The sequence below is a fragment of the Paraburkholderia sp. BL23I1N1 genome (genome assembly GCF_003610295.1).
Taxonomy (GTDB): domain Bacteria; phylum Pseudomonadota; class Gammaproteobacteria; order Burkholderiales; family Burkholderiaceae; genus Paraburkholderia.
Genome location: NZ_RAPV01000001.1, coordinates 49174 through 72929, shown reverse-complemented (window position 1 = coordinate 72929; position 23756 = coordinate 49174). Strand labels below are relative to the sequence as shown.

Genomic DNA, 23756 nt, shown 5'->3' with positions numbered 1-23756 from the left:
ACGCACGACTCCGCGACACCGAACGGTTTCATCTGCCCCATCAGGACGCCTCCGTCAGTGCCAGCGTGCGCGTCCCACCGCCATTGGCCAGCGTGATGCTGAGCGCGTCGAGCCGCGTGACGCGCTCGGCTCCGAGTTGCTGTCCGGACACGACCGTGGTGGCGCCATCCGGTGTGTCGAGCAACGCAAGCCCGCGCGTACGATCGTGTAGCAAGCCGACGAGGCGCAGTTCAGACGCGTCGGATTGCAGTTCGCCGGGTGCGAGCATCTGCGGAAGCGAGAACGGGTCAAAGAAAACGATGTCTTCTTCCTCCTCCGAATCAAGAGTCTCGTCGGCAAACGCATCCGCAGGAGCACTATCAGTAGCAGCGGAAGTAGCCGGCCTCAGCGCGCTGAATACGTGAAGCGTTGCCCTCACTCCTAACGAAGCGGCGTCGCGGTTGACCGTCACGTCGACGGGAACGATCAGCACCGGCAAGTCAGACAGGCCACGAAAAAATGCCATCAGGTGGACGAAATCGGTGTGCGCGGCGAGTTGTATGGGACGCATGCTTTGGGCACCCGAGCCGCTGACGGCGCCCGGTTCTAACGAGAGCAACGAGACGCCATTCTGCGTCGCGAGTTCGGACACGATGCGTACATCGTCCGCGGAGGTCCATGACGCAGGCAACTGTAGGCCCGGTTTGGCGGCAGCTTCGCGGCGCAGCGCGGGCAATTGCGCCAGCGCGCGGCGTGCGTCCGCGAGATGCCGCGTGGCCGCTTCCAATGCCGCTCGGCTCGCCTCGACGCCGCCGAAATCGGCTACAACCCAGCCATGCGTGCCGAGTCCGAATACCACCGCTGCGATCAGCAATGCGACCACCCAACGGCGCCGACGGCTCCAGGCGGCGAGCGGCACACGCACATGCGCCATCAACTGGGAAAGAGAGAACCGCGCGCTCGCCGCGCCGCCGAACTCGACAAAAGTCGTACTCATTTCGCACCTCCGGATTGTTCAGACTTCATGGGACGCTGCGCCGCCTGGGCCGACGTATGGCCCGTTTTCTTTGGCGGGTCGCCCCAGCGCAAATGCGCGCCGAATTCGATCGGGCCGGTCACGCTGGCTGCCGCAACCGCGCCGCTGCGTGGCGCCGAGCGATGCAGATCACTTACCTGCGCGCCCTTGACGCCACGGATCGCGCTCAAGCGTTTGAGCCATTCGGCCGACGCGAGATATCCGCGCGAGGTCGCGAGCAACTCAGTCTCGTACTCGCGCTGGCGCAACCGCTGCAGCACCACGCCATCACCGGGTTCGAAACTCAAGGCATTCAGCAGATCGCGCAAATGCGCAAGCGGCTCGGACAGGTTCATCGCACGCGCCACGCCTTTGCGATGTTCGTCTTGCGCCCTCAGCAAACTGGCGTGCTCCGCGAGCGGCATGGTCAATTGCGTGAGCGATTGTTCGATCGACGCACGCTCTACATCGAGCCGCGCCCTTTCAAATACCTGCCACCCAGCTAACGCGAGGACGGCCGCGAAACCGGCGAGCGCCGCGCCAACCCATTCGAGCAAACGCTGCCGGCGCGCGAGCCGCGCATTACGTTGCCGGTATGGCAACAGATTGAAACCGCCTAGCCATGACCGTGCGAAGCGCGCGCCACGTGTGGAAGCGTGCGTGAGTGGTGCCGCCGAATGCAGACGTGAGCGCAGGCCGCGCATCATTCGAACACCCCGCGCAACGCAAGTCCAAACGCGACCGCGGCGGCAGGCTCATGCAACAACGGATCGTGCAGTTGACGTGCGAAGCCGCCCAACGCCGCACATTCGAACGGCAGCACAGTGCAGCTCAGCACGTCGGCGATATCCGCAATCGAGAACCCCACGCCACCGAGCAAATCGACCTCGCCGCTCAACAACGCGCAGTCGAGTTCGGGGCCGTGTGCGAGATCGCGCAACGCGTCGGCGAGATCGGCGTGCTCGGGCGCGGGGTAACGCATTTCGCCCACCACGCAGTCGTCGACGATGCGCCAGCCGTACACGCCGTCCGTGCCGATCCAGAGCGCGACATAGGGCTCGTGCGGATCGAGTTCGTGGCTCGCCGCATAGCGCATTGCGCGCAAAGCCGCATGCGGCTCGCCGTCGATCGCGGTGAGCGAAATGCCGGCGGTCGCCGCGCATTCGATCCGCGCTTCGAGATGCTGGCGCGCGGTTGCGGCGATCGTTACAGAGCGAATCGGTGAATGGGTTTCGTCGACGAACCAGTCGACGGCCAACGCATGCCGCTCGAGGCCCGCGATACGTCCGACTTCGCTCATCACCGCGGGCTCGAGTTCGGCGAGTTCATGCCCGCCGTCGTCCGCACAACCGGCCAGCGCGGCGAGTCATGTGAGCGGCACGGTAGTCGTCAACGTGGCCGAAGCGGGCAACGCCATCGCACAACGCAATGCGTGGATCGCACACGCGTGCGGCAGACTAGCGAATGCGTCGCGCAACGCACGCGCCACCGTGTGCCGGTCGGCGATCTCCGTGCCGGCCATCGCACCCGCGCCAAGCGGCACGGTACACGCGTATTCGATATGCAGCGCGGCACGTGTCCGCGAATGCTGACTTAGCACAATCAGACGCACCGCCTGCGGATCCACATCGATCCCCGCAGCAAAACGCTGCGCACCAAGTCGCACACCTTGAAGCCACGAATCTTTGAACGTCATCCCGCCCTCCCTCAGACTCACGCGACGAACCATTCGAACGCGAGTAACAAGGAGGAATTGTGCGTAGCCGCGCCGCCGCGCGACACTCAGCCAAATGGCTAACGTTGCGCGAAGCACGCCCTGGGCGCCATCAAAGCGTCTACAGTGAAGTCATTCCTGCGCGGTGCGCCGACTTGTCAAGAACTGTCAGTAAGCACGCCGAAAGCTGAAAAGCGAGGCAGCTATAATCGCGGGACTGTTTTTTGGTGCCTATATGCAATCCACGTCTCCTACGTCCCCGCCGCCCGCGCCGCAGAAGCGCAAACGCCCCTTGTGGCTCAAGCTCATCCTCGGCTTTGTGGGTCTGATCGTCGCAGGCATCCTGTGCGTGCTGCTGGTGCTCGGTTATGCGCTGGTGGTGGCAACGCCGAACCTGCCGTCGCTCGACGCGCTGACCGACTACCGGCCGAAGGTGCCTTTGCGCATCTATACGGCCGACCACGTGCTGATCGGCGAATTTGGCGAAGAGCGGCGCGACATCGTCCATATCCAGGACGTGCCCGATAGCCTTAAGAAAGCCGTGCTCGCCATCGAAGACGCGCGCTTCTACGATCACGGCGGCGTCGACCTCACCGGTATCGCGCGGGCTGGTTTCGTCGCCCTGACCAATGGTCACGCCACCCAAGGCGCGAGCACGATCACCATGCAGGTGGCGCGTAACTTCTTCCTTTCGAGCGAGAAGACCTACACGCGTAAGATCTACGAGATGCTGCTCGCGTACAAGATCGAGTCGAAGCTGTCGAAAGATCAGATTCTTGAGGTGTACATGAATCAGATCTATCTCGGTCAGCGTGCGTATGGCTTCGCGAGCGCGGCGCGGGTGTACTTCGGAAAAGATCTGAAGGACCTGACCCTGGCAGAATCCGCCATGCTGGCGGGCCTGCCGAAAGCGCCGTCCGCGTATAACCCGGTGGTCAATCCGAAACGCGCGAAGATCCGTCAGGAGTACATCCTCGAGCGCATGTACGAATTGCACTACATCAGTCAGGAACAATACGACGCGGCAAGCAAGCAGCCACTGGTCGTCAAGGGTGCGGGCAAGGAGTTCAGCGTGCACGCGGAGTACGTCGCGGAAATGGTGCGACAAATGATGTACGCGCAGTATCGCGAAGAGGCGTACACGCGCGGCCTGAACGTTGTGACCACCATCGACTCGGCCGATCAGGACGTCGCTTACCGGGCACTGCGCAAAGGCCTCATGGACTACGAACGTCGCCACGGCTATCGCGGCCCGGAAGCGTTCATCGATTTGCCCTCCGATGCGGACGACCGCGAACAGGCGATCGACGACGCATTGCTCGAGCACCCCGACAACGGCGAAATCATTGCCGCGGTGGTGACGGCGGCGAGCCCGAAGCAGGTGCAGGCCACCTTCATCGATGGCAATGTGGCGACGATTCAGGGCGACGGCCTGCGCTTCGCGCAATTCGCGCTCGGCACCCGCGCGCAGCCGAATCAGCGCTTGCGGCCCGGTGCGATTATTCGCCTCGTGAAGGATGACGACGGCAACTGGTCGATTACGCAGTTGCCGCAAGTGGAAGGCGCGTTCGTTTCGGTGATACCGCAAGACGGCGCAATTCGCGCGCTGGTCGGCGGATTCGACTTCAACAAGAACAAGTTCAACCACGTGACCCAGGCGTGGCGTCAGCCGGGTTCGAGCTTCAAGCCGTTCATCTACTCGGCTTCGCTCGAAAAGGGGCTCGGACCGGCCACGGTGATCAATGACGCGCCGCTCTTTTTCAGCGCTGCGGAAACCGGCGGCCAGGCATGGGAACCGAAGAACTACGGTGGCGGTTTCGACGGTCCGATGACCATGCGCACCGCGCTGCAGAAGTCGAAGAACCTCGTGTCGATTCGCATCCTGAACCAGATCGGCACCAAGTACGCGCAGCAATACATCACGCGTTTCGGCTTCGATGCGGATCGTCATCCGGCTTATCTGCCGATGGCGCTTGGCGCGGGCCTCGTCACGCCCTTGCAGATGGCAGGCGCGTTCTCCGTGTTTGCTAACGGCGGCTATCGCATCAACCCGTATCTGATCGCCGAAGTCACCGATCAGCGCGGCATCGTCGTGGCGCACGCGCAACCGCTGGTTGCCGAGCAGAGCGCGCCCCACGCGATCGAACCGCGCAATGCGTATGTGATGAACAGCCTGCTGCAAAGCGTCGCGCAACGTGGCACGGGCGCGAAGAGCAACGTGCTCAAGCGTACCGATCTCGGCGGCAAAACCGGCACGACAAACGATTCGCGCGATGCGTGGTTCGCCGGCTATCAGCACACGCTCACGGCCATCGCGTGGATCGGCTACGACAACCCGCGCAGCCTCGGCGATAAGGAAACGGGCGGCGGCCTCGCGTTGCCGGTGTGGATCGAATACATGGCGCGTGCGCTCAAAGGCGTGCCGGACTACAAGATGCCGATGCCCGACGGCCTGACCGAGCTCGGCTCAGAACTGTATTTCGACGACTTCACGCCGGGCCACGGTTTCGTCGCGACAGTCGGCGTGAGTCAGGCGGCGCTGGAGGCCGGGGCGAGCGGCGCTGCCGCGGCGGCGCCTGAACAAGTGGGCGAACAGGAAAAGCAGGACATCATGAATCTGTTTCGCGGGCACTAAAGAAAGACCAAGGTTCGCCGGAATAAAAAAACCGCCGCGCTCGATGCGCGACGGTTTCGTTTGGGCGGTCGATTCAGCAATCGCTTCAGCGACAACTTTCACGCTTCGAAGTGAACCGGCTCGCCGGCCTGCTGCGTGGCGTACTCCGACAACGCGGCGAAAAACTCCGTGCCGCTGCGCGTATCGCGCCACTCGCCGTCGACGAAACGGAAGTGGAAACCACCCGCCTTGGCTGCAATCCAGATCTCGCTCATCGGCGGCTGCAGATTGACGATAATCTTCGAGCGGTTCTCGAATTCGAGGGTCAGGACATTGCCGCTGCGCTCGAGTTCGATGTCGGCTTCCGTGTCGTCCAGCGCGCGCTCGATGGCGGCTAGCGCGGCTTCTGCGCGGGTCAGGTAATCACTATCGGACATGCTAAACTCCATCGATTATTTATTCAGGGACAGTCATGCGAGTCGTATCTCGGATGCGCGCGGCGGCGCCCGGCCGCGCGATTGTAGCGGGTTTAGCCATTCTCGCAGGTTGTGCACTTGCCGGCTGCGGGCAACGCGGTTCGCTCTATTTGCCTACCGTACCGCCGCTACCGGCCAAGCCGATCGACCGCACGCAACCGCCGCCGTCAGCGTCATCAGATGAAGTGAAACCGGGTGCGCAATCCGCCTCGCCGATGGGTGAGGTACCGGATACCACTGGCGCGCCGCTCTCGTTGTCGCCGGAAAGCGAACTTGCCGCGCCGCCCGCGTCCGCCGCATCCGCTGCTGCGCCTGTGCAACCTGCCTCCGCCGTCACTCCCGCTCAATAAGACTTTCGCATGACTCGATCCGCATTTGACTACGTCGACGGCGTGTTGCACGCCGAGGGCGTGTCCGCCATCTCACTCGCCGAGCAGTTCGGCACGCCGCTGTACGTCTATTCGCGCGCCGCGCTCACCGAAGCGTGGAATGCCTACGCAGGCGCTTGCGCCGGCCGCCGCGCGACCGTTCACGTCGCCGTCAAGGCCAACAGCAATCTCGCGGTGCTGAACGTGTTCGCGCGTCTCGGCGCCGGCTTCGACATCGTGTCGGGTGGCGAACTGGCGCGCGTGCTGGCCGCCGGCGGCAAAGCGGAAAACACCGTGTTCTCCGGCGTCGGCAAGCATGCGGACGAGATGCGTCAGGCCCTCGCGGCCGGCGTGAAATGCTTCAACGTCGAATCGATTCCTGAGCTCGACCGCCTCAATGCAGTCGCGGCGGAAATGGGCAAAAAAGCGCCCGTCTCGTTGCGGGTGAATCCGGACGTCGACGCGAACACGCATCCATATATTTCCACCGGCCTGAAGTCGAACAAGTTCGGTGTCGCGTTCGAAGATGCACGGGCTACGTATCAAGCCGCCGCCGCGATGACGCATCTCGAGGTGGTCGGCATCGACTGCCATATCGGCTCGCAAATTACTGAAGTCGCGCCGTATCTGGACGCGGTCGACAAGGTGCTCGAACTGGTCGAACAGATCGAGCAGGACGGCGTGAAGATCCGCCACATCGACGTAGGTGGCGGCCTCGGTATCACATACGACAACGAAACCCCGCCGGAAATCGGCGACTTCGTGCGCACCGTGCTGGACCGCATCGAAGCGCGCGGTCACGGGCATCGTGAGGTGTATTTCGAGCCGGGCCGTTCGCTGGTCGGCAATGCGGGCGTGCTGCTGACGCGCGTCGAGTTTCTGAAGCCGGGCGCGGAAAAGAACTTCGCCATCGTCGATGCGGCGATGACAGACCTCGCGCGCCCTGCGATGTACGAGGCGTATCACGCGATCGAGGCAGTCGTTAAGCGCGAGCTGCCCGCTCACGTGTACGACGTGGTCGGCCCGGTGTGCGAAAGCGGCGACTGGCTGGGCCGTGAGCGTCTGCTGGCGGTCGAACCGGGCGATCTGCTGGCGATTCGCTCGGCTGGCGCGTACGGCTTCGTGATGAGCTCGAACTACAACACCCGGCCGCGTGCGGCCGAGGTGATGGTTGATGGTACACAAGCGCATGTCGTTCGCGAACGCGAAGAGGTCAAGCAGCTGTTTGCAGGCGAAACGATTTTGCCGGCGTAAACGTCAGCACCTCAGCGACATAAAAAAGGCGATGCCACTGCGGCATCGCCTTTTTTCATTTGCGCGCGGATCCGGGTGGTCAGCGGTCAGCGCGTCTTTAACCCCCGCTCGCGCAGCCATACGATCAAACGCCACCCCAACAACGCGACCATGATCGCGCCGTAGATCTTCGGCAAAATCAGGTCGTGTTTGCCCGCCTTCATCCACCAGAAGTGCAGGATCGCCAAACCGCCGATCGCATAGATCGCGCGATGCAACGACTGCCAGCGGCGTCCCAGTTTGCGCATCATCGCGCGCGGCGACGTAACGGCTAATGCGATCAGCAGCACGAACGCGGCAAAGCCCACGGTGATGAACGGCCGTTTGCCGATGTCCTTGAGAATCGCGCCAACATCGAACCACTTGTCGAACCACAGGTAGGTGGTGAAATGGAGCGTCGCGTAGAAAAATGCGTAAAGGCCTAGCATCCGGCGAAAACGGGCGAATGCGGTGATGCCGGTGAGCCGCCGCAACGGCGTCACGGCCAACGTGATGCAAAGAAAGACGAGTGTCCACAAACCAGTCGAGCGCGTAATAAACTCGATCGGATTTGCGCCCAGCCGATCGGTCATGCCGAACAGCACGATGCGCGCGAGCGGATACCACGCCGCGATAAACACCGCGATCTTCGCCGGTACGATCCAGCGCGCGCCGCTTGCCGGGCGCTTTGCCGTGCTGGTAGCCGTGGCCGACGCCGGCACCGCTCGCGGTGCTTTGCGTTCGGCTTGAGCAACAGGTTGAGTATCAGAAGCCATGATTGCGCCGTCGCTCAGAAATTTTTCTTCAGGTCCATGCCTTGATACAGCGACGCGACCTGATCGCCGTAGCCGTTGAACATCAGCGTCTTGCGCTTGGGCGTGAAGAAACCGTCTTCGCCAATACGCCGCTCGGTGGCCTGGCTCCAGCGCGGATGATCGACGTTCGGATTCACGTTCGAATAGAAACCGTATTCGTTCGACGCATACGTATTCCAGCTGGTCGGCGGCTGCTTGTCGAGGAAGCGGATCTTCACCAGCGACTTCGCGCTCTTGAAGCCATATTTCCACGGCACCACCACGCGGATCGGCGCGCCATTCTGATTCGGCAGCACCTGCCCATAGAGGCCCATTGTCAGCAGCGTCAGCGGATTCATCGCTTCGTCCATCCGCAGACCTTCGGTGTACGGCCATTCGAGTACCGGCGTCGATAGCCCGGGCATTTGCGACGGATCGGCGAGCGTGATGAATTGCACGTACTTCGCATTTCCGGTCGGCTGCACGCGTTTGATCAGTTCCGCGAGCGGCACACCGATCCACGGGATCACCATCGACCAGCCTTCGACACAACGCAGCCGGTACACGCGCTCCTCGAGCGGCGCGAGCTTCAGCAATTCGTCGATGTCATACACCTTCGGATTCTTGATTTCGCCCTCGACGCTCACCTTCCACGGATGCGGGCGCAAGGTGCCGGCATTGTGCGCGGGATCCGCTTTGTCGGTGCCGAATTCGTAATAGTTGTTGTACGTGGTGATGTCTTTATACGGCGTGATCTTGTCGAGCGCGACGAACTTCGGGTTGGTGTTCGCCGCCAGCTTTTGCGCTTTCGGATCCGGCGACGAATACGCTGCCAGCGCGTCGCCATTCACACCGATCAAACTGCCGAGCACGGCCGCGCCGGCCGCCTGTAACACGCGCCGCCGGTTCTCGAAGACCCGCTGCGGCGTGATTTCGCTGCGTGCGATGTCATCGCCGATGAGTTGAATTCTGTCGCTGCGCTTGATCCACATCGTGCTGCTCCTTGCGGGCCCATCGGTCTATCTTAAGGGGCCATATTGATGATCGGCTTGTTTAACGACTCGCCCAGCCATCCTTGGGTGCTGCTCGTACGAACACACTGGATGCAGCGAATATTCCGCCATACGTAAAAAAACCGCCGGTGCGAAGCACGCGGCGGTTCTTAGTCGGCTGAGAACGGCGGATCTTACAGCTTGCCGTAGCTATGCAGCCCCGACAGGAACATATTGACGCCAAGGAACGCGAAGGTCGTCACCAGCAGACCGGTCAGCGCCCACCATGCCGCCACCGCGCCGCGCAAGCCCTTCATCAAACGCATATGAAGCCAGGCCGCGTAGTTCAGCCAGACGATCAGCGCCCATGTTTCCTTCGGGTCCCAGCTCCAGTAACCGCCCCATGCTTCAGCAGCCCACAACGCGCCGAGGATCGTCGCGATTGTGAAGAACGCGAAGCCGACGGCGATCGACTTGTACATCACGTCGTCGAGCACGTCGAGCGGCGGCAAGCGGTCTGCCAGCACGCCACGCTCTTTCGCCAGATACGCAACGCCAACCATGGCCGACAGCGCGAAGCTGCCATAGCCGATGAAGTTAGCCGGCACGTGGATCTTCATCCACCAGCTCTGCAGCGCCGGCACGAGCGGCTGAATCTGCTGTGCGTCACGCGCAACCGAATACCACATCAGGAAGCCAACCGCCGCGCTGATCACCAGCAGCACGAATGCGCCGAGCGCACGCGTGTTGTAGTGCTGCTCGTAGTACAGATAGAACAACGCCGTGATCAGGCTGAACAGCACGAACACTTCGTACAGGTTCGAAATAGGAATATGGCCGACATCCGCGCCGATCAGGTACGACTCGTACCAGCGCACCATCAAACCGACGAAGCCCATTACCACGGCGGCCCACGTCATTTTCGAACCGATCGCGGCGCCGGTTGGTGAACGCGACAGCAAGCCGATCCAGTAGAAAACGGTGGCAAACACGAAAAGCGCGCTCATCCACAGAATCGCTGACTGGCTCGACAGAAAATATTTGAGGAAGAACGCGTTATCCGCGCGGGTCAGATCGCCCTGATAAATCTGGATCGCCAGCAGCGACAACGCGGCGATGCCCACCATCAGCGGTCGCACCGGTTTCCAGCGCCAACCCAGTACGACGAACACCGGCACTGCGCAGAACAGCACCAGTTTGTCGTAGTAATTCATGAACGGGTAATAGCGCGACAGCGCGAACCCCGCGCCCGCGACCATCAGAGCGGCGAATAGCCAGTCGACGACACCGAGGCGCTTCAGAAACGGCCGCTCGTCGAATTGCGCGACGTTGAGTGTCTCGCTCGCGAACGTCTTCTGCGGCCGCGAGGGTGAAGAGGAGGATGAAGAAACCTGAGTCAAGTCCATGATCTTACCGGGTCGAATCTTGTGGGCGTGCGGACGGCGCGCCGGCAGTGCCGGGTTTGTCGGAGGCGCCGGCGGCGTCGGATGCTTCAACGAGTTTGGCGCCCAGCGCGGCGCCGACAGCGTCGCGCGTTTGGACGAACTCCTTTTCGAAATCGAGCGTTTTGCGCGCGCTCGACATCGCCATCACGACATTCGTGCCGTGATCGGTATCTTTAAGCCAGAACCAGAGGCGCCGTTCGCGGACGTAGAACATCGAAAAGATGCCCAACACGAGGAGCAAGCTGCCAAGATACACGACTTTTTTGCCCGGTGCGCGCGTCAACTGAAATACCGAAGCTTGCACCTGCTTGAATGAGTCAAGCTGTAAATAGACCGGCGATCCATACAAAAAGCTGTCAGATATGGCGTTGATGGAGCTTTGGATGAATCGGCTGGCGTCCGCATTGGCCTGCGCATCCGGCTCGCCCAGCTGCTCACGCGACAGTTGCCACAAGTCCCACGTCGCGCCTTCCAGCATGCGCAGCAGCAGGCCCGCGGCCTTTTCCTGCTCGCCCTTCGGCACCGAATGATCGATGAACCCGGCGATTGCCTGAAAGCCGCCAACCGTCTGGCCGTTCGGCATCTTGATACTGTTGTCCGCGCCGGCAAACAGGGTCAGGACACGCAGCGCGCTTTCTTCCAGGTGCTGTTGCAATTCGGCGTTTGAACCCGGCACCGAGCGCAGCGCGAAACGATGAGCGGCGGCTGCGCGCATCGCCGGATTTTCCAGCGTGGCGCGCAGGTTCATCCATTCCTTGACGGTACCGCCGGTGTCGGCGGGAATACGCAGGTAGCGGAATGGGTCGTCCGGATTCAGGCGCATGCCGGCGAGGAACATCTTTTCGCCCGAAACGTCTACCGGCAGCATGTAGTTGTTGTACTCGCGCGCCTGACCGTCCTTGTCACGCACCTTGTATTGCACCGACGGGCCGACATTATGCAGATCGAGCGGCTTGGAGCTCTTGGCGCCGGAGCCGAGGCGCTCGTCGAACGCTTCTTTCAAGGTTCGATGCGCCGCGACGCCACGGGCATCGGTCTGGCCGTTGCCGTTCGAGACGTTTTCGACGTTGATCGCGCGGAAATCGGTGAATTCGACCGTCTGGCCGTCAGCCAGCGGCGTGGCCGTGCTCAACGGCGCATTGCCGCCGATGGTGCCGCCGAACGGCGCCGTTTTCGCGCTCGCGCCGGACATCGGGTACGCGGTCATCCGCATCTGCGAGCCGCCATCCTGGAAGCTCGACTGATAGATCGACACGCCCTCGTAGGTGAACGGCTTGTTCACTTCGACGCGCGCCGGCACGCGCGCGCCCGTCTTATGATCGACCACCACGATGTCGCTCGCGAACAGCTTCGGCATGCCCGTGGAGTAATAGTCGACGATGAACTTGTTCAGCTCGATCGAGAACGGCAGGTCCTGGATCAACGAGCCGTCCGGCTGGTTCAGGATGGCCGTCGACACATGCTGGCCTTCCGGCACCCATGCGTAACCACGGAAAGTCGGGTTCGATTGCGACAGACGATGCTCCGGCGCAATTTCATTGATCACGGTGTTGCTACGAATCGGCGACTTGTCGAACAGCCACATTTGCAGCTTGATCGGCAGATTGCTGTCCAGCAAACCGCCCAGGCAGATCACGACGATCGCAAGGTGAGCGGAGATGTAGCCGAACTTGGTCAGCGCGCCACGCTTGGCGGCGATCAGTGTCGCGCCATCCGATTCACGTGTGACGAACTTGTAGCCGAGCTTGCCCGAGAGTTGAGCCAGGATCGCCGAGGTCTGCGCGCGCGTGCCGTGCACCGCGAATTCACCCTTGTGATGAAACGCGCGCAAGCTGCCTTCGCGAACCTTGTCCTTCCAGCTCTTGGCGTCCGCGATCATTTTCGGCGCGTTGCGGATCACGCACAGCGACACCGAGACCATCAGAAAGCCGAGAATCAGCATGAACCACCACGAGCTGTACACCGTGTACAGGCTCAGCGAGCGGAAGATGTCCGCCCAGAACGGGCCGAACTGATTGACGTAGTTGGGATAGGGGTCGTCCTGCGTGAGGACGGTGCCGATGATGCTGGCGATCGACAGAATCACGAGCAGCGCAATCGCGAAACGCATCGAACTCAATACTTCGATGATGCTGCGCGTAATGCGATTGCCCGACTTCGACTGCAAACCCGACGTGGTGACGCTCATTCATACTCCGACTGAACAGCAAAAAAGGGTGAAGGGCTGTCGTAGGCACGACGCCCTCACCCTTTTCTTGTTTTGTACCGGCCTCGCCGGGCCGGTTGCACTTGCGTGCGGACTTCCTAGTGCAAGCCCGCGATGTAATCAGCTACAGCCTTGATCTCGCTGTCCGACAGACGCGATGCAACGGCATGCATCGCCTCATTGTTGTTACGTGCGCCCGGACCCTGCGTGAACGCGGTCAACTGCGCCACCGTGTATTCGGCCCACTGCCCCGACAGACGCGGATACTGCGACGGAATCCCCTGACCGGTCGGACCGTGGCAGCTTGCGCACGCCGGCACGCCCTTATCGGCAATCCCACCGCGATAAATCTTCTGACCGAGCGGGACGGTGTCTTTGTTATGCGCGTAACCTGGCTTCGGGGTCTGCGTCGAAAAATAAGCCGCCACGTTGGCCATGTCCTGGTCGGACAGCGCCGCAGCCATACCCGCCATGATCGCATTGTTGCGCGCGGGCTGCTTGGCGCCCGGTTGCGTCTTGAAATCCATCAATTGCTTGACGAGATACTCGGGATGCTGGCCCGCCAGCTTCGGATACGCACCGCCGGCACTGTTGCCGTCCGCACCGTGACATGACGCGCAAACCTGCACCGCGATTGCCTGCCCCCGATTGATGTCCGGCTTTGCCGGATCTGCTGCTCGTGCCTGAATTGCCAAACTTGAAAGACCTGCCGCGACTTGAAGCACCATCAGAGTCTTGCACAGTCGATTCATTCGCACACCCTGTCTCGTCTTGTGGGATTTTAGAGGTTTTGCAAGATACGACAGCGACTGAGTGACCGCTAAGAGCCGCCAAGGCACGCGGGCTGGCCCCCTCAGGTTTTCAGTAAACCATCGTATTGTACAATAACTCGCTAATCGCTAAGACGCCAGTCGGGCTTGACCCGTCCCCACTCCGGGTTCCCCGGCGTCTCGAATTCTGGCCTGATCATGTCCTTCCTGCTCCACCAATCCCGCTTTTTCACGACCGTCAATCACTTGCGTGATCTGCCGGCCACCGCGCAACCCGAGATCTGCTTTGCGGGACGCTCGAATGCGGGCAAGTCCACGGCCATCAATATTCTGTGCAATCAGAAGCGCCTTGCGTTCGCCAGTAAGACGCCTGGCCGCACCCAGCACATCAATTATTTCTCCGTGGGCAAGGAGGACGAGCCCACTGCGCACCTGGTCGACCTGCCGGGCTACGGTTATGCGGAAGTACCGGGCGCAGCCAAGGCCCATTGGGAAGCGCTGCTCTCCACCTACCTGCAATCGCGCTCGCAACTGCGCGGCATGATTCTGATGATGGACTCGCGCCGCCCGTTGACGGATCTGGACCGGCGGATGATCGAGTGGTTCGCGCCGACCGGCAAGCCGATCCACACCCTGCTGACGAAGTGCGACAAATTGACGCGCCAGGAAAGCATCAACGCCTTGCGCGCGACGCAGAAAGGTTTGGCTGAATACCGCACCGCCGGTTACCAGGGCGAATTGACCGCGCAATTGTTTTCAGCGCTCAAACGCGTCGGCATCGACGAGGCGCACGAACTGATTGAAAGCTGGCTGATCCCCGGCGCGAAGGACGAAGCAGACGCGCCGCAGTAACCACGCGGCTCATACGAATCGGCAAAAAAAACGCCTTTTCGACCGCCCATAAAAAAACCCGCCGCTTTAACGGCGGGCCAAACAGCCTAATCGAAAAACGACAGGCACCCGCTCAGGGAGGAGAAGCGGGGAGGTCAGCGCGTGGCGCCTTGCTCGATCGGTATGATATACCATTGTCTCGAAAAGTTTCCGGGAGCGGAGGCAGGCGTTATTTGCCCTCTCCACACATCCACGTTTCTTCGATTCGTTTATGAGCTTCTACCCGCACTACCGTCCGCGCCGCATGCGCCGTGACGACTTCTCGCGCCGTCTGATGCGAGAAAACATCCTCACCACCAACGATCTGATCTATCCCGTGTTTATCGTCGAAGGCACCAACGTGCGGCAAGCCGTACCGTCGATGCCGGGCGTCGAGCGCGTGTCGGTGGATCTGCTGATGGGCGTGGCCGAGCAATGCGTCGAGTTGGGCGTGCCGGTGCTGTCGCTGTTCCCGGCGATCGAGCCTTCCCTGAAGACGCCTGATGGCCGCGAAGCGACCAATCCCGCTGGTTTGATCCCGCGTGCGGTTCGCGAACTGAAGAAAAACTTCCCCGATCTCGGCGTGCTGACTGACGTCGCGCTCGATCCGTATACGAGCCACGGCCAGGACGGCGTGCTCGACGAAGCCGGCTACGTGATCAACGACGAGACCGTCGAGATCCTCGTGGAACAGGCGCGTGCGCAAGCCGAAGCGGGTGTCGATATCGTTGCGCCCTCGGACATGATGGACGGCCGCATCGGCGCGATCCGCGAAATGCTCGAGAGCGAGGGTCATATCCATACACGGATCATGGCTTACTCGGCCAAGTTCGCGTCGGCGTTTTACGGCCCGTTCCGCGATGCCGTCGGTTCCGCGACGAACCTCGGCAAGGGCAACAAAATGACCTATCAGATGGACCCGGCCAATTCGAATGAAGCGCTGCGCGAAGTGCAGGCGGACATCGAGGAAGGCGCGGACATGGTGATGGTCAAGCCGGGCATGCCGTATCTGGACATCGTGCGTCGCGTGAAGGATGAGTTCAAGTTCCCGACTTACGTGTACCAGGTGAGCGGCGAATACGCGATGCTGAAGGCGGCTGCGCAGAATGGCTGGCTCGATCATGACAAGGCGATGATGGAATCGCTGCTGGCGTTCAAGCGGGCTGGCGCCGATGGCGTGCTGACCTACTTCGCGCTGGATGCCGCGCGGATTTTGCGCTCGCAGAAGTGATTTGGTTCGACGCGTCGCCTTGACGGGCGGCATTGGTCTGAACGCTTGAACGCTTAAAAGGAAACGGAGGCGGACTTTTCAGTCACGCCTCCGTTTTTTTGTGCGCGCCCTCGCGGGCAAAACCGTGCGGGCTAGGCGCCCGGTGCGCTCACCCGATCGAGGCTGCGCAAGAACTTGTCCGCGGACTCGTACCCGACAACGCGCAGCACTTCCTTGCCGCCTTGATCGAAAAAGATGATGCCAGGTGGCCCGAACAGGCTGAAACGCTTGAGAAGCATCTGATCGGCGGCGTTATTCGCGGTGACGTCGGCTCGCAGCAGATTCATCTGCTTCAACTTCGCACGGACACGCGGATCGCTAAACGTGAACTTCTCCATCTCCTTGCAGCTCACGCACCAGTCTGCGTAAAAATCGAGCATAGCGGGCTGCGCAGCCGTTTTGACGGCCTCGTCGAGCTCGGTCGAGGAGCGCACCGGAGCGAACGTCAGATCGCTCTGTGACGCCGTATTCGAGTTATTGGAGACGCTTGTCACGCCGCCCTCTCCGCCGCCGCGCGCGGCCAGGACAGCTAGCGGGCGCAGCGGATCGGAGGAGCCAGCAGCGAGGCCGACCAATAGCACCGCCGCCCAGATTGCCAGCGCTGCGCCGATACCCCGGCCGAGCCTGCGCCAGACGGAAGCGCCCGCCGCTGGTGCCGAGAAAAGACCGAGCCCGGCCGCGGCGACCAGCAGCCACAGCGCGCTCAACAGCATGGTTGCGGTCGCACCGAGCACCGGCCAGACGATCCACAGGGCCGCCGCAAGCAGCACCACGCCGAAGAACACCTTGACCCCGTTCATCCATGCGCCGGCGCGCGGCAGCAACGTACCGGCGCCGAGCCCAATGATCAGGAGGGGCACGCCGAGCCCGAGTCCCATTGAAAATAGCGCCGCTCCGCCGAGCAACGCGTCGCCCTTATGCGCGATGAATGCCAGCACGGCAAATAGCGGTGCGGTCATGCAGGCGCCGACCACCAACGCGGACAGCGCGCCCATCACAGCCACCGCGGCGAACTTGCCGCCGGAACGCCCGGTCGACGCACGCGACACGCCGTCCTGCCAGCGCTGCGGCAATGCGATGTCGAAGCCCGCGATCAGCGTCAACGCGAAAACCGTCAACAGTACGCCGAACGTCCCGAGCACCCATGGGTTCTGCAGCCACGCGCCGAGACTTTGCCCAACGAGCGCTGCCGCAATGCCAAGCGCCGTGTACACGAGCGCCATGCCGATCACGTACGCAAGCGATAGCGCAAAGCCACGGGCACGCGTCACCCGCGCGCCTTCGCCAATGATGATTGCAGAGAGGATCGGAATCATCGGATACGAGCACGGCAGCAGACTGAGCACCGCGCCGGCCAAGAAATAGAGCCCGATGATCGCGAAAAAGCCACCACCTTGCAGTAGCGACTGCGCATAGTCGGCGCTGGTGGCACGCTCATACCATGACGCGCCCGCTGCCGCGGATGGTTGCGTGGCGGCAGCGGGCGCTACGCTACCGGCCGCCTGCAACGCCTCACCGCTCACGTGATACACGCGCTCCATCGGCGGGTAGCAGATGCCGGCATCGGCACAGCCTTGAGACGTAACGGCGAGATCGAACGGCCCGGCCGCCTGCTTGACGGGAATACGGATCGTCAGCTCATTGCGATAGGTTTCGACGTTCTTGTTGAAGGTCTGATCGAACTTGACGTGGCCAGCCGGCAATTGCGGCTCGCCGATCGTCGTCGTCCCGTTACGGGTCGCAAACGCGAAGCGCTCGCGGTACATGTAGTAACCGTCCGCGATCTTGTAGGTGACGTTGATCTCGCCGGGTTTCTCGGTCGCGCTGAATTTGAAGGCGATGGCGGGATCGAGGAAGTCATCCGCAGCATGGGCAAGCGTGCCGAACTGCGCGAGGATCAGGCAGCCAAGCAAGAAAAGAACGGTGCGCAGTGCATTGCGCGCACCTCGGTTGAGACCGTTAAACATGGAGAGGACGTTGGGTTTCAGCGGTGATCCACTGGCCGTATGCGGCCGATGCCGTAGCTTGCCACGAGAGGATTTCCGGCGTGTCGTAGGGATGGTGCGCCTGAATGTACTGCTCGAGTTCCAGCGCGCGTGCGGCGCTCGTCTTGAACAGTAACTGAATCTCCTGCGCCGCTTCGATCGTGCCCTGCCAGTGATAGCTGGACAACACGGTGCCCAACTGCGTGACGCAGGCGCATAGCCGCGCGGCCAGTGCATCCTCGGTGAGCTTCTGAGCAACGCCGGCATCGGGTACCGTCGTCAGAATCAAGGTCACATTCATGCTCACAAAGGCTCCGCACAGGCACGATTCAGGTGCCGATATCGTATCACCTAGCCTTGCGATGCCGCAGACGCCGCCGCCGTGTGCATGCGGCATTTGGCCGCCGTGATCGACATGCCACTATGAAATTCGCCGCCATAAAACAAAAAAGCCAGGCTCGATGCCTGGCTTTTTTCTTCGATGCTAAAAAGCTTACTCAGCTTCTTGCACTTCAACTTCTTCGACTTCCGGACGGTCGAGCAATTCGACCAGTGCCATCGGTGCGTTGTCGCCGACGCGGAAGCCGAACTTCAGGACGCGCAGGTAGCCGCCCGGACGGGTAGCGTAACGCGGGCCGAGGACTTCGAACAGCTTCGTGACCGAGTCACGATCGCGCAGGCGGTTGAACGCCAGACGACGATTTGCCAGCGACGGCTTCTTGCCGAGCGTGATCAGCGGCTCGACGACTTTACGGAGTTCTTTCGCCTTCGGCAGCGTCGTCTTGATGACTTCGTGCTCGATCAACGAGTTGGACATGTTACGGAGCATTGCCAGACGGTGGCTGCTCGTGCGGTTCAGTTTCCGCAGACCATGACGGTGACGCATGTTAATTCCTTTGATTCAAAGTTTTGGTCCAGCTCTTCTATCGCGCTCGGTCGACCCTCGGTTTCCCAATGATGACGAGTGCACGGGCCGGTAGTGAAAAAAGACAAGACGCGGATTTTAAAGGAAAATCCGCGTCTTTGCCAGTTCAGCAGCGGGTTCTGTCCCGAGATTACTTCTCGACTTACTTGTCCAACCCTGCAGGCGGCCAGTTTTCGAGTTTCATGCCGAGCGTCAAACCACGCGACGCCAGTACTTCCTTGATTTCGTTCAACGACTTGCGACCCAGATTCGGGGTCTTGAGCAACTCGTTTTCCGTACGCTGGATCAGGTCGCCGATGTAGTAAATGTTCTCGGCCTTCAAGCAGTTCGCCGAACGAACCGTCAGTTCGAGATCATCCACCGGACGCAGCAGGATCGGATCGATCTGCGGCGCACGCGACGGCGCTTCTGCCGTAGCTTCGGTGCCTTCCAGAGCAGCGAACACCGACAGTTGATCAACCAGAATACGCGCCGATTGACGGATCGCTTCTTCCGGGGAGATCACACCGTTGGTCTCGATGTTCATCACGAGCTTGTCGAGGTCGGTACGCTGTTCGACGCGCGCGCTTTCAACGGCGTAGCTCACGCGGCGAACCGGAGAGAACGACGCGTCCAGCACGATACGGCCGATGATCTTGGCCGATTCTTCGCCGTAGCGACGCACATTGCCCGGCACATAACCACGGCCCTTTTCGACCTTGATCTGCACGTCGAGCTTGCCGCCCTTCGACAGATGCGCAATCACGTGATCCGGGTTGATCACTTCGCAATCGTGCGCGAGTTCGATGTCGCCAGCGGTGACAACGCCTTCGCCTTCCTTGCGCAGCGTGACCGTCACTTCGTCACGGTTATGCAGCTTGAACACTACGCCCTTCAGGTTCAACAACAGGTTGACCACATCCTCTTGCACACCGTCGAGCGTCGAATACTCATGTACGACGCCCGCGATCGTCACTTCGGTCGGCGCGTAGCCGATCATCGACGACAGCAGCACGCGCCGGAGCGCGTTACCCAAGGTGTGGCCGTAACCGCGTTCAAACGGTTCCATGACCACTTTCGCGTGGCTCTCACCAAGCGATTCAACTGCGATGATCTTGGGCTTCAACAAACTGGTTTGCATAGGTTTTCCTTTTCAATACCCTCGGCTCGTTACACCGATAAGGCTGACCGGTAACAACCTGAAAATAAACAGCCGAGACGCCCCCTTGCGCAACGCAATCGGGGTGCCCCGGCCGTTAATCCGATTACCGCGAATACAATTCGACGATCAGGCTTTCGTTGATATCGCCAGCGATGTCGCTGCGTTCCGGCTTGCTCTTGAACGTGCCTTCGAACTTCTTCGAATCGACAGCGACCCAGCTCGGCAGACCACCTTGCTCAGCCAGCGACAGCGCTTCGAGAATACGCGCCTGCTTCTTCTTTTGTTCGCGCACTGCGACGACGTCGCCTGACTTCACTTGCATCGACGGGATGTTCGACACGACACCGTTCACCGTGATCGCCTTGTGGCTCACGAGCTGACGCGCTTCAGCGCGCGTCGAGCCGAAGCCCATGCGATACACGACGTTGTCGAGACGCGATTCGAGCAATTGCAGCAGGTTTTCACCCGTGTTGCCCTTCAGGCGGTCGGCTTCAGCGAAGTAACGGCGGAATTGACGCTCGAGGACACCGTAGATGCGCTTCACTTTTTGCTTTTCGCGCAGCTGCGTGCCGTAGTCGGACGTACGTGCACCCGACGTGCGGCCGTGTTGGCCAGGCTTGCTGTCAAGCTTGCACTTGTCAGCGAGCGAACGACGGGCGCTCTTCAGGAAGAGGTCAGTGCCTTCACGGCGGGACAGCTTGGCCTTCGGGCCGATATAACGTGCCACGTTGATTCCTTCTATGATTAATCACACGAATGCATGCACTCGTGCTAGTCCGAACCCTTTGGGTCGAACGGTGGGCTTAGTCAATTCAATAGCGCAAGCAGCCTGTGGTCGCCGGCTTACGAAGGCCGACGGCAACAGGCGCTAGCGAAAACAGCGTCTTAGATACGACGACGCTTCGGCGGACGGCAGCCGTTGTGCGGGACCGGAGTCACGTCGGAGATCGCGGTGATCTTGATGCCAAGACCATGCAACGCGCGCACCGCCGATTCACGGCCAGGACCGGGGCCCTTGATCCGCACTTCGAGGTTCTTCACGCCGTATTCCATCGCCACGCGGCCAGCCGATTCGGCCGCCACCTGGGCTGCAAACGGGGTCGATTTACGCGAACCCTTGAAGCCCTGACCACCCGACGTTGCCCAAGCAAGTGCATTGCCTTGACGATCAGTGATCGTGATGATGGTGTTGTTGAACGACGCGTGAACGTGAACCACGCCCTCGGCGACGTTCTTCTTGACCTTCTTGCGAACGCGTTGCGCCGCGGAGTTGTTCGAAGCCTTAGCCATTACGTTTTCCTGTAACTGTCAATTCCGCTTACTTCTTCAGCGATTGCGCTGCACGACGCGGACCCTTGCGCGTACGGGCATTCGTACGCGTGCGTTGGCCACGCAGGGGCAAGCCCTTGCGATGACGCACGCCACGGTAGCAGCCGAGATCCATCAGGCGCTTAATGTTCATCGTCGTTTCACGGCGCAGATCGCCTTCAACGATGAACTTGCCGACTTCTTCACGCAGCTTTTCGAGGTCTGCGTCGTTCAGGTCCTTGACCTTCTTCGAAAATGCCACACCAGCAGCGACGCAAATGTCGCGCGAGCGCGTGCGGCCGACACCGTAAATAGCCGTCAGGCCGATTTCGGTATGCTGGTGATTCGGGATGTTAACCCCTGCGATACGAGCCATTGTTTTTCCTCAAACAAAAAGCGCAGCAAAAAGCGCGGCGTTCAGCCTTGACGCTGTTTGTGGCGCGGATCAGAGCTGCAAATCACGCGCACAACGCCTTTGCGCTTGATGATCTTGCAATTGCGGCAAATGCGCTTAACCGATGCCATCACTTTCATGATATTACCCTTTTTTCAAATCACTTCGCCCGGAACACGATCCGCGCACGCGACAGATCGTAAGGCGTCAATTCAACCGTTACCTTGTCGCCCGGCAAGATTCGGATGTAGTGCATCCGCATCTTGCCGGATATGTGTCCCAATACGACATGGCCGTTTTCCAGCTTCACCCTAAAGGTAGCGTTAGGCAGGTTTTCGATGACTTCACCCTGCATCTGGATAACATCGTCTTTGGCCATAAGTCCTTTCAACGCATCGGGACGCCGCCGCCTTTGAAATTAGCTTTCTTCAGCAGCGATTCATACTGTTGCGACATAACGTACGACTGCACCTGCGCCATGAAATCCATTGTGACGACGACAATGATCAGCAGCGACGTTCCACCAAAATAAAACGGCACGTTCCAGCGCAGTACCAAAAATTCAGGCAGCAGACAAACAAACACGATGTAGATCGCACCAGCCAGCGTCAGACGCGTCAGGATACGGTCGATATATCGCGCAGTTTGATCGCCCGGGCGGATGCCTGGGACGAAAGCGCCACTCTTTTTCAGGTTGTCGGCCGTTTCCCTGCTGTTGAACACCAGTGCGGTGTAGAAGAAGCAGAAGAAGACGATCGCCAACGCGTACAGCAACACGTACACGGGTTGACCGGGCTTGAGGGCTTCGGCCACGTTGTGCAACGTGTCTGCGAACCAGCTGGTACGCGACCCCGAACTAAACCAGTTCAGGATGGTTGCCGGGAAGAGAATGATCGACGATGCAAAGATCGGCGGAATCACACCCGACATATTCAACTTCAGCGGCAGATGCGAAGACTGTCCGCCGTAAATCTTGTTACCGACTTGCCGCTTGGCGTAGTTCACAAGAATCTTGCGCTGGCCACGTTCGATGAACACAACCAGATACGTCACAGCAGCAATCAGCGCGACCACGATAATCGCCGAGATGATGCTCATCGAGCCGGTTCGCACCAGTTCGAAAAGACCACCAATTGCGTTCGGGAAGCCGGCCGCAATACCGCCGAAAATGATGATCGAGATACCGTTACCAAGCCCACGTTCCGTGATCTGCTCACCCAGCCACATCAGGAACATCGTGCCGGTCACCAGCGTCACGACCGTCGTCAACCGAAACACCATCCCCGGATCGATCACGAGGCCTGGCTGATTTTCCAGTGCGACGGCGATGCCGAACGCCTGGAATGTCGCCAGCAGGACCGTAAAGACACGCGTGTACTGCGTAATCTTCCGTTGACCCGCCTGCCCTTCCTTTTTCAGCGCTTCCAGCTGCGGCGAGACAATCGCCAGCAACTGCATGATGATCGACGCCGAAATGTACGGCATGATCCCCAGCGCAAAAATCGTGAACCGCGAAAGTGCGCCACCCGAAAACATGTTGAACATGCCAAGGATGCCGCCCGACTGGCTTTGGAACAACTTTGCCAGCTGGTCCGGGTCAATACCCGGCACCGGAATGTGCGCGCCGATACGATAGACGATCAACGCCAGCAGCAGGAACACTGCACGCCGACGCAGATCGCCAAACTTCGCCGCGCTGCGACCGGGTTTTGCGAGACTCGGACTGTTAGCCAAGTACCTTCTCCGATGCAAATGCTAGTGACGGCAAATAACTTGCGCGTTACTCGGCAAAAGAGCCGCCGGCTGCTTCAATCGCAGCGCGCGCACCCTTCGTCGCACCCAGACCCTTCACAACGACCTTGCGCTTCAGCTCGCCCGTCGCGATGATCTTGGCGCTCTTGATCAGCTCGCCGACCAGGCCGGCTTGCTTCAGAGCCAACAGATCGATTTCGTCGACCGGCAGCTTTTCCAGATCGGAGAGGCGCACTTCACCGACGAATTCCTTCGTCAGCGAGGTGAAGCCTCGCTTCGGCAGGCGACGTTGCAGCGGCATTTGACCGCCTTCGAAGCCAACCTTGTGAAAGCCGCCCGAACGCGACTTCTGACCCTTGTGACCGCGGCCAGCCGTCTTGCCCAGACCGGAGCCGATGCCACGACCGACGCGACGCTTAGCGTGCTTCGAGCCTTCAGCCGGCTTCAGGTTATTCAATTCCATTAT

At 60.7% G+C, this 23756-nt stretch carries 24 protein-coding genes and 1 pseudogene; 5 read left to right on the top strand and 20 right to left on the bottom strand.

Annotation, left to right across the window (positions count from 1 at the left end):
* Positions 1-40 precede the first annotated feature (40 nt).
* From B0G76_RS00410 to pilM, 3 genes and pseudogenes are all read right to left on the bottom strand, one after another.
* On the bottom strand, positions 41-976 hold the full coding sequence (locus tag B0G76_RS00410; protein ID WP_120289196.1) for a hypothetical protein: 936 nt from the start codon (positions 974-976) through the stop codon (positions 41-43).
* A complete protein-coding gene (locus B0G76_RS00405) occupies positions 973-1701 on the bottom strand; it encodes a fimbrial assembly protein (RefSeq protein ID WP_120289194.1) in 729 nt (242 codons plus the stop codon). The genes B0G76_RS00410 and B0G76_RS00405 overlap by 4 nt, the downstream gene beginning before the upstream one ends.
* Positions 1698-2690, bottom strand: a pseudogene (gene pilM / locus B0G76_RS00400) (pilus assembly protein PilM). Before pilM ends, B0G76_RS00405 begins: the two are co-directional and overlap by 4 nt.
* 253 nt (positions 2691-2943) lie before the next feature.
* Between pilM and B0G76_RS00395 the strand changes: the two are divergent.
* Positions 2944-5343 (top strand): penicillin-binding protein 1A, encoded by a 2400-nt coding sequence (locus B0G76_RS00395; protein ID WP_120289192.1) that lies wholly within the window; start codon positions 2944-2946, stop codon positions 5341-5343.
* A 98-nt stretch (positions 5344-5441) separates the two neighbouring features.
* Here B0G76_RS00395 and cyaY read toward each other — a convergent pair whose 3' ends face one another.
* A complete protein-coding gene (gene cyaY, locus B0G76_RS00390) occupies positions 5442-5759 on the bottom strand; it encodes an iron donor protein CyaY (protein ID WP_046567577.1) in 318 nt (105 codons plus the stop codon).
* Positions 5760-5794: 35 nt separating this feature from the next.
* On the opposite strand from cyaY, the gene lptM reads away from it, so the two are divergent.
* Positions 5795-6148 (top strand): LPS translocon maturation chaperone LptM, encoded by a 354-nt coding sequence (lptM, locus tag B0G76_RS00385; protein WP_120289190.1) that lies wholly within the window; start codon positions 5795-5797, stop codon positions 6146-6148.
* Between the two features lie 9 nt (positions 6149-6157).
* A complete protein-coding gene (gene lysA / locus B0G76_RS00380; protein ID WP_120289188.1) occupies positions 6158-7420 on the top strand; it encodes a diaminopimelate decarboxylase in 1263 nt (420 codons plus the stop codon).
* A gap of 86 nt (positions 7421-7506) precedes the next feature.
* Here the strand turns inward: lysA and msrQ are convergent, their stop codons facing one another.
* The 5 genes from msrQ to B0G76_RS00355 all read right to left on the bottom strand — a co-directional run bounded on the left by msrQ (position 7507) and on the right by B0G76_RS00355 (position 13627).
* Positions 7507-8214: a protein-methionine-sulfoxide reductase heme-binding subunit MsrQ gene (gene msrQ, locus B0G76_RS00375; protein WP_120289186.1), complete on the bottom strand. Its 708-nt coding sequence runs from the start codon at positions 8212-8214 to the stop codon at positions 7507-7509.
* A gap of 14 nt (positions 8215-8228) precedes the next feature.
* Positions 8229-9224: a protein-methionine-sulfoxide reductase catalytic subunit MsrP gene (gene msrP / locus B0G76_RS00370; protein WP_120289184.1), complete on the bottom strand. Its 996-nt coding sequence runs from the start codon at positions 9222-9224 to the stop codon at positions 8229-8231.
* Between the two features lie 194 nt (positions 9225-9418).
* The gene (ccsB, locus tag B0G76_RS00365) at positions 9419-10630 is read right to left on the bottom strand and encodes a c-type cytochrome biogenesis protein CcsB (RefSeq protein ID WP_120289182.1); all 1212 of its coding nucleotides are present in this window, start codon (positions 10628-10630) and stop codon (positions 9419-9421) included.
* Between the two features lie 4 nt (positions 10631-10634).
* Positions 10635-12857 (bottom strand): cytochrome c biogenesis protein ResB, encoded by a 2223-nt coding sequence (locus B0G76_RS00360; protein ID WP_120289180.1) that lies wholly within the window; start codon positions 12855-12857, stop codon positions 10635-10637.
* A 116-nt stretch (positions 12858-12973) separates the two neighbouring features.
* On the bottom strand, positions 12974-13627 hold the full coding sequence (locus B0G76_RS00355) for a cytochrome c (RefSeq protein ID WP_120289178.1): 654 nt from the start codon (positions 13625-13627) through the stop codon (positions 12974-12976).
* Positions 13628-13843: 216 nt separating this feature from the next.
* Between B0G76_RS00355 and yihA the strand changes: the two genes are divergently transcribed.
* Complete coding sequence (gene yihA / locus B0G76_RS00350; RefSeq protein ID WP_120289176.1) at positions 13844-14497, top strand: ribosome biogenesis GTP-binding protein YihA/YsxC; 654 nt, start codon at positions 13844-13846, stop codon at positions 14495-14497.
* A gap of 250 nt (positions 14498-14747) precedes the next feature.
* The gene (gene hemB / locus B0G76_RS00345) at positions 14748-15746 is read left to right on the top strand and encodes a porphobilinogen synthase (protein WP_120289174.1); all 999 of its coding nucleotides are present in this window, start codon (positions 14748-14750) and stop codon (positions 15744-15746) included.
* 131 nt (positions 15747-15877) lie between these two features.
* On the opposite strand, the gene dsbD is transcribed toward hemB, so the two are convergent.
* The 11 genes from dsbD to rplO form a co-directional block, all read right to left on the bottom strand.
* Entirely contained in the window at positions 15878-17752 is a 1875-nt protein-coding gene (gene dsbD, locus B0G76_RS00340) for a protein-disulfide reductase DsbD (RefSeq protein ID WP_120289172.1), read from the bottom strand.
* On the bottom strand, positions 17745-18071 hold the full coding sequence (gene cutA / locus B0G76_RS00335; protein ID WP_120289171.1) for a divalent-cation tolerance protein CutA: 327 nt from the start codon (positions 18069-18071) through the stop codon (positions 17745-17747). The genes dsbD and cutA overlap by 8 nt, the downstream gene beginning before the upstream one ends.
* Positions 18072-18263: 192 nt before the next feature.
* Positions 18264-18656, bottom strand: coding sequence for a 50S ribosomal protein L17 (gene rplQ / locus B0G76_RS00330; RefSeq protein WP_006052227.1), 393 nt, complete (start codon positions 18654-18656; stop codon positions 18264-18266).
* A 181-nt stretch (positions 18657-18837) separates the two neighbouring features.
* Entirely contained in the window at positions 18838-19815 is a 978-nt protein-coding gene (locus B0G76_RS00325; RefSeq protein ID WP_006052226.1) for a DNA-directed RNA polymerase subunit alpha, read from the bottom strand.
* Positions 19816-19939: 124 nt separating this feature from the next.
* Positions 19940-20563 carry a 30S ribosomal protein S4 gene (gene rpsD / locus B0G76_RS00320; protein ID WP_120289169.1) on the bottom strand — a complete coding sequence of 208 codons (624 nt, stop codon included), beginning with the start codon at positions 20561-20563 and terminating at the stop codon, positions 19940-19942.
* 158 nt (positions 20564-20721) lie between these two features.
* Positions 20722-21126: a 30S ribosomal protein S11 gene (gene rpsK, locus B0G76_RS00315; protein ID WP_006052224.1), complete on the bottom strand. Its 405-nt coding sequence runs from the start codon at positions 21124-21126 to the stop codon at positions 20722-20724.
* A 28-nt stretch (positions 21127-21154) separates the two neighbouring features.
* Positions 21155-21520, bottom strand: a complete 366-nt coding sequence (rpsM, locus tag B0G76_RS00310; protein ID WP_012434566.1) for a 30S ribosomal protein S13 — start codon at positions 21518-21520, stop codon at positions 21155-21157.
* A gap of 41 nt (positions 21521-21561) precedes the next feature.
* The gene (rpmJ, locus tag B0G76_RS00305; RefSeq protein ID WP_004199844.1) at positions 21562-21678 is read right to left on the bottom strand and encodes a 50S ribosomal protein L36; all 117 of its coding nucleotides are present in this window, start codon (positions 21676-21678) and stop codon (positions 21562-21564) included.
* Between the two features lie 20 nt (positions 21679-21698).
* The gene (infA, locus tag B0G76_RS00300; RefSeq protein ID WP_004521905.1) at positions 21699-21917 is read right to left on the bottom strand and encodes a translation initiation factor IF-1; all 219 of its coding nucleotides are present in this window, start codon (positions 21915-21917) and stop codon (positions 21699-21701) included.
* Positions 21918-21925: 8 nt separating this feature from the next.
* Positions 21926-23272, bottom strand: coding sequence for a preprotein translocase subunit SecY (secY, locus tag B0G76_RS00295; RefSeq protein WP_028199573.1), 1347 nt, complete (start codon positions 23270-23272; stop codon positions 21926-21928).
* 46 nt (positions 23273-23318) lie between these two features.
* Positions 23319-23753, bottom strand: a complete 435-nt coding sequence (rplO, locus tag B0G76_RS00290) for a 50S ribosomal protein L15 (protein ID WP_007180125.1) — start codon at positions 23751-23753, stop codon at positions 23319-23321.
* Positions 23754-23756 lie beyond the last annotated feature (3 nt).

Excerpts from the sequence above, each read along its gene's own strand:
- B0G76_RS00410 (WP_120289196.1), bottom strand. The coding sequence starts at position 976 with ATGAGTACGACTTTTGTCGAGTTCGGCGGCGCGGCGAGCGCGCGGTTC.
- B0G76_RS00405 (WP_120289194.1), bottom strand. The coding sequence starts at position 1,701 with ATGATGCGCGGCCTGCGCTCACGTCTGCATTCGGCGGCACCACTCACG.
- B0G76_RS00395 (WP_120289192.1), top strand. The coding sequence starts at position 2,944 with ATGCAATCCACGTCTCCTACGTCCCCGCCGCCCGCGCCGCAGAAGCGC.
- cyaY (WP_046567577.1), bottom strand. The coding sequence starts at position 5,759 with ATGTCCGATAGTGATTACCTGACCCGCGCAGAAGCCGCGCTAGCCGCC.
- lptM (WP_120289190.1), top strand. The coding sequence starts at position 5,795 with ATGCGAGTCGTATCTCGGATGCGCGCGGCGGCGCCCGGCCGCGCGATT.
- lysA (WP_120289188.1), top strand. The coding sequence starts at position 6,158 with ATGACTCGATCCGCATTTGACTACGTCGACGGCGTGTTGCACGCCGAG.
- msrQ (WP_120289186.1), bottom strand. The coding sequence starts at position 8,214 with ATGGCTTCTGATACTCAACCTGTTGCTCAAGCCGAACGCAAAGCACCG.
- msrP (WP_120289184.1), bottom strand. The coding sequence starts at position 9,224 with ATGTGGATCAAGCGCAGCGACAGAATTCAACTCATCGGCGATGACATC.
- ccsB (WP_120289182.1), bottom strand. The coding sequence starts at position 10,630 with ATGGACTTGACTCAGGTTTCTTCATCCTCCTCTTCACCCTCGCGGCCG.
- B0G76_RS00360 (WP_120289180.1), bottom strand. The coding sequence starts at position 12,857 with ATGAGCGTCACCACGTCGGGTTTGCAGTCGAAGTCGGGCAATCGCATT.
- B0G76_RS00355 (WP_120289178.1), bottom strand. The coding sequence starts at position 13,627 with ATGAATCGACTGTGCAAGACTCTGATGGTGCTTCAAGTCGCGGCAGGT.
- yihA (WP_120289176.1), top strand. The coding sequence starts at position 13,844 with ATGTCCTTCCTGCTCCACCAATCCCGCTTTTTCACGACCGTCAATCAC.
- hemB (WP_120289174.1), top strand. The coding sequence starts at position 14,748 with ATGAGCTTCTACCCGCACTACCGTCCGCGCCGCATGCGCCGTGACGAC.
- dsbD (WP_120289172.1), bottom strand. The coding sequence starts at position 17,752 with ATGTTTAACGGTCTCAACCGAGGTGCGCGCAATGCACTGCGCACCGTT.
- cutA (WP_120289171.1), bottom strand. The coding sequence starts at position 18,071 with ATGAATGTGACCTTGATTCTGACGACGGTACCCGATGCCGGCGTTGCT.
- rplQ (WP_006052227.1), bottom strand. The coding sequence starts at position 18,656 with ATGCGTCACCGTCATGGTCTGCGGAAACTGAACCGCACGAGCAGCCAC.
- B0G76_RS00325 (WP_006052226.1), bottom strand. The coding sequence starts at position 19,815 with ATGCAAACCAGTTTGTTGAAGCCCAAGATCATCGCAGTTGAATCGCTT.
- rpsK (WP_006052224.1), bottom strand. The coding sequence starts at position 21,126 with ATGGCTAAGGCTTCGAACAACTCCGCGGCGCAACGCGTTCGCAAGAAG.
- rpsM (WP_012434566.1), bottom strand. The coding sequence starts at position 21,520 with ATGGCTCGTATCGCAGGGGTTAACATCCCGAATCACCAGCATACCGAA.
- rpmJ (WP_004199844.1), bottom strand. The coding sequence starts at position 21,678 with ATGAAAGTGATGGCATCGGTTAAGCGCATTTGCCGCAATTGCAAGATC.
- infA (WP_004521905.1), bottom strand. The coding sequence starts at position 21,917 with ATGGCCAAAGACGATGTTATCCAGATGCAGGGTGAAGTCATCGAAAAC.
- rplO (WP_007180125.1), bottom strand. The coding sequence starts at position 23,753 with ATGGAATTGAATAACCTGAAGCCGGCTGAAGGCTCGAAGCACGCTAAG.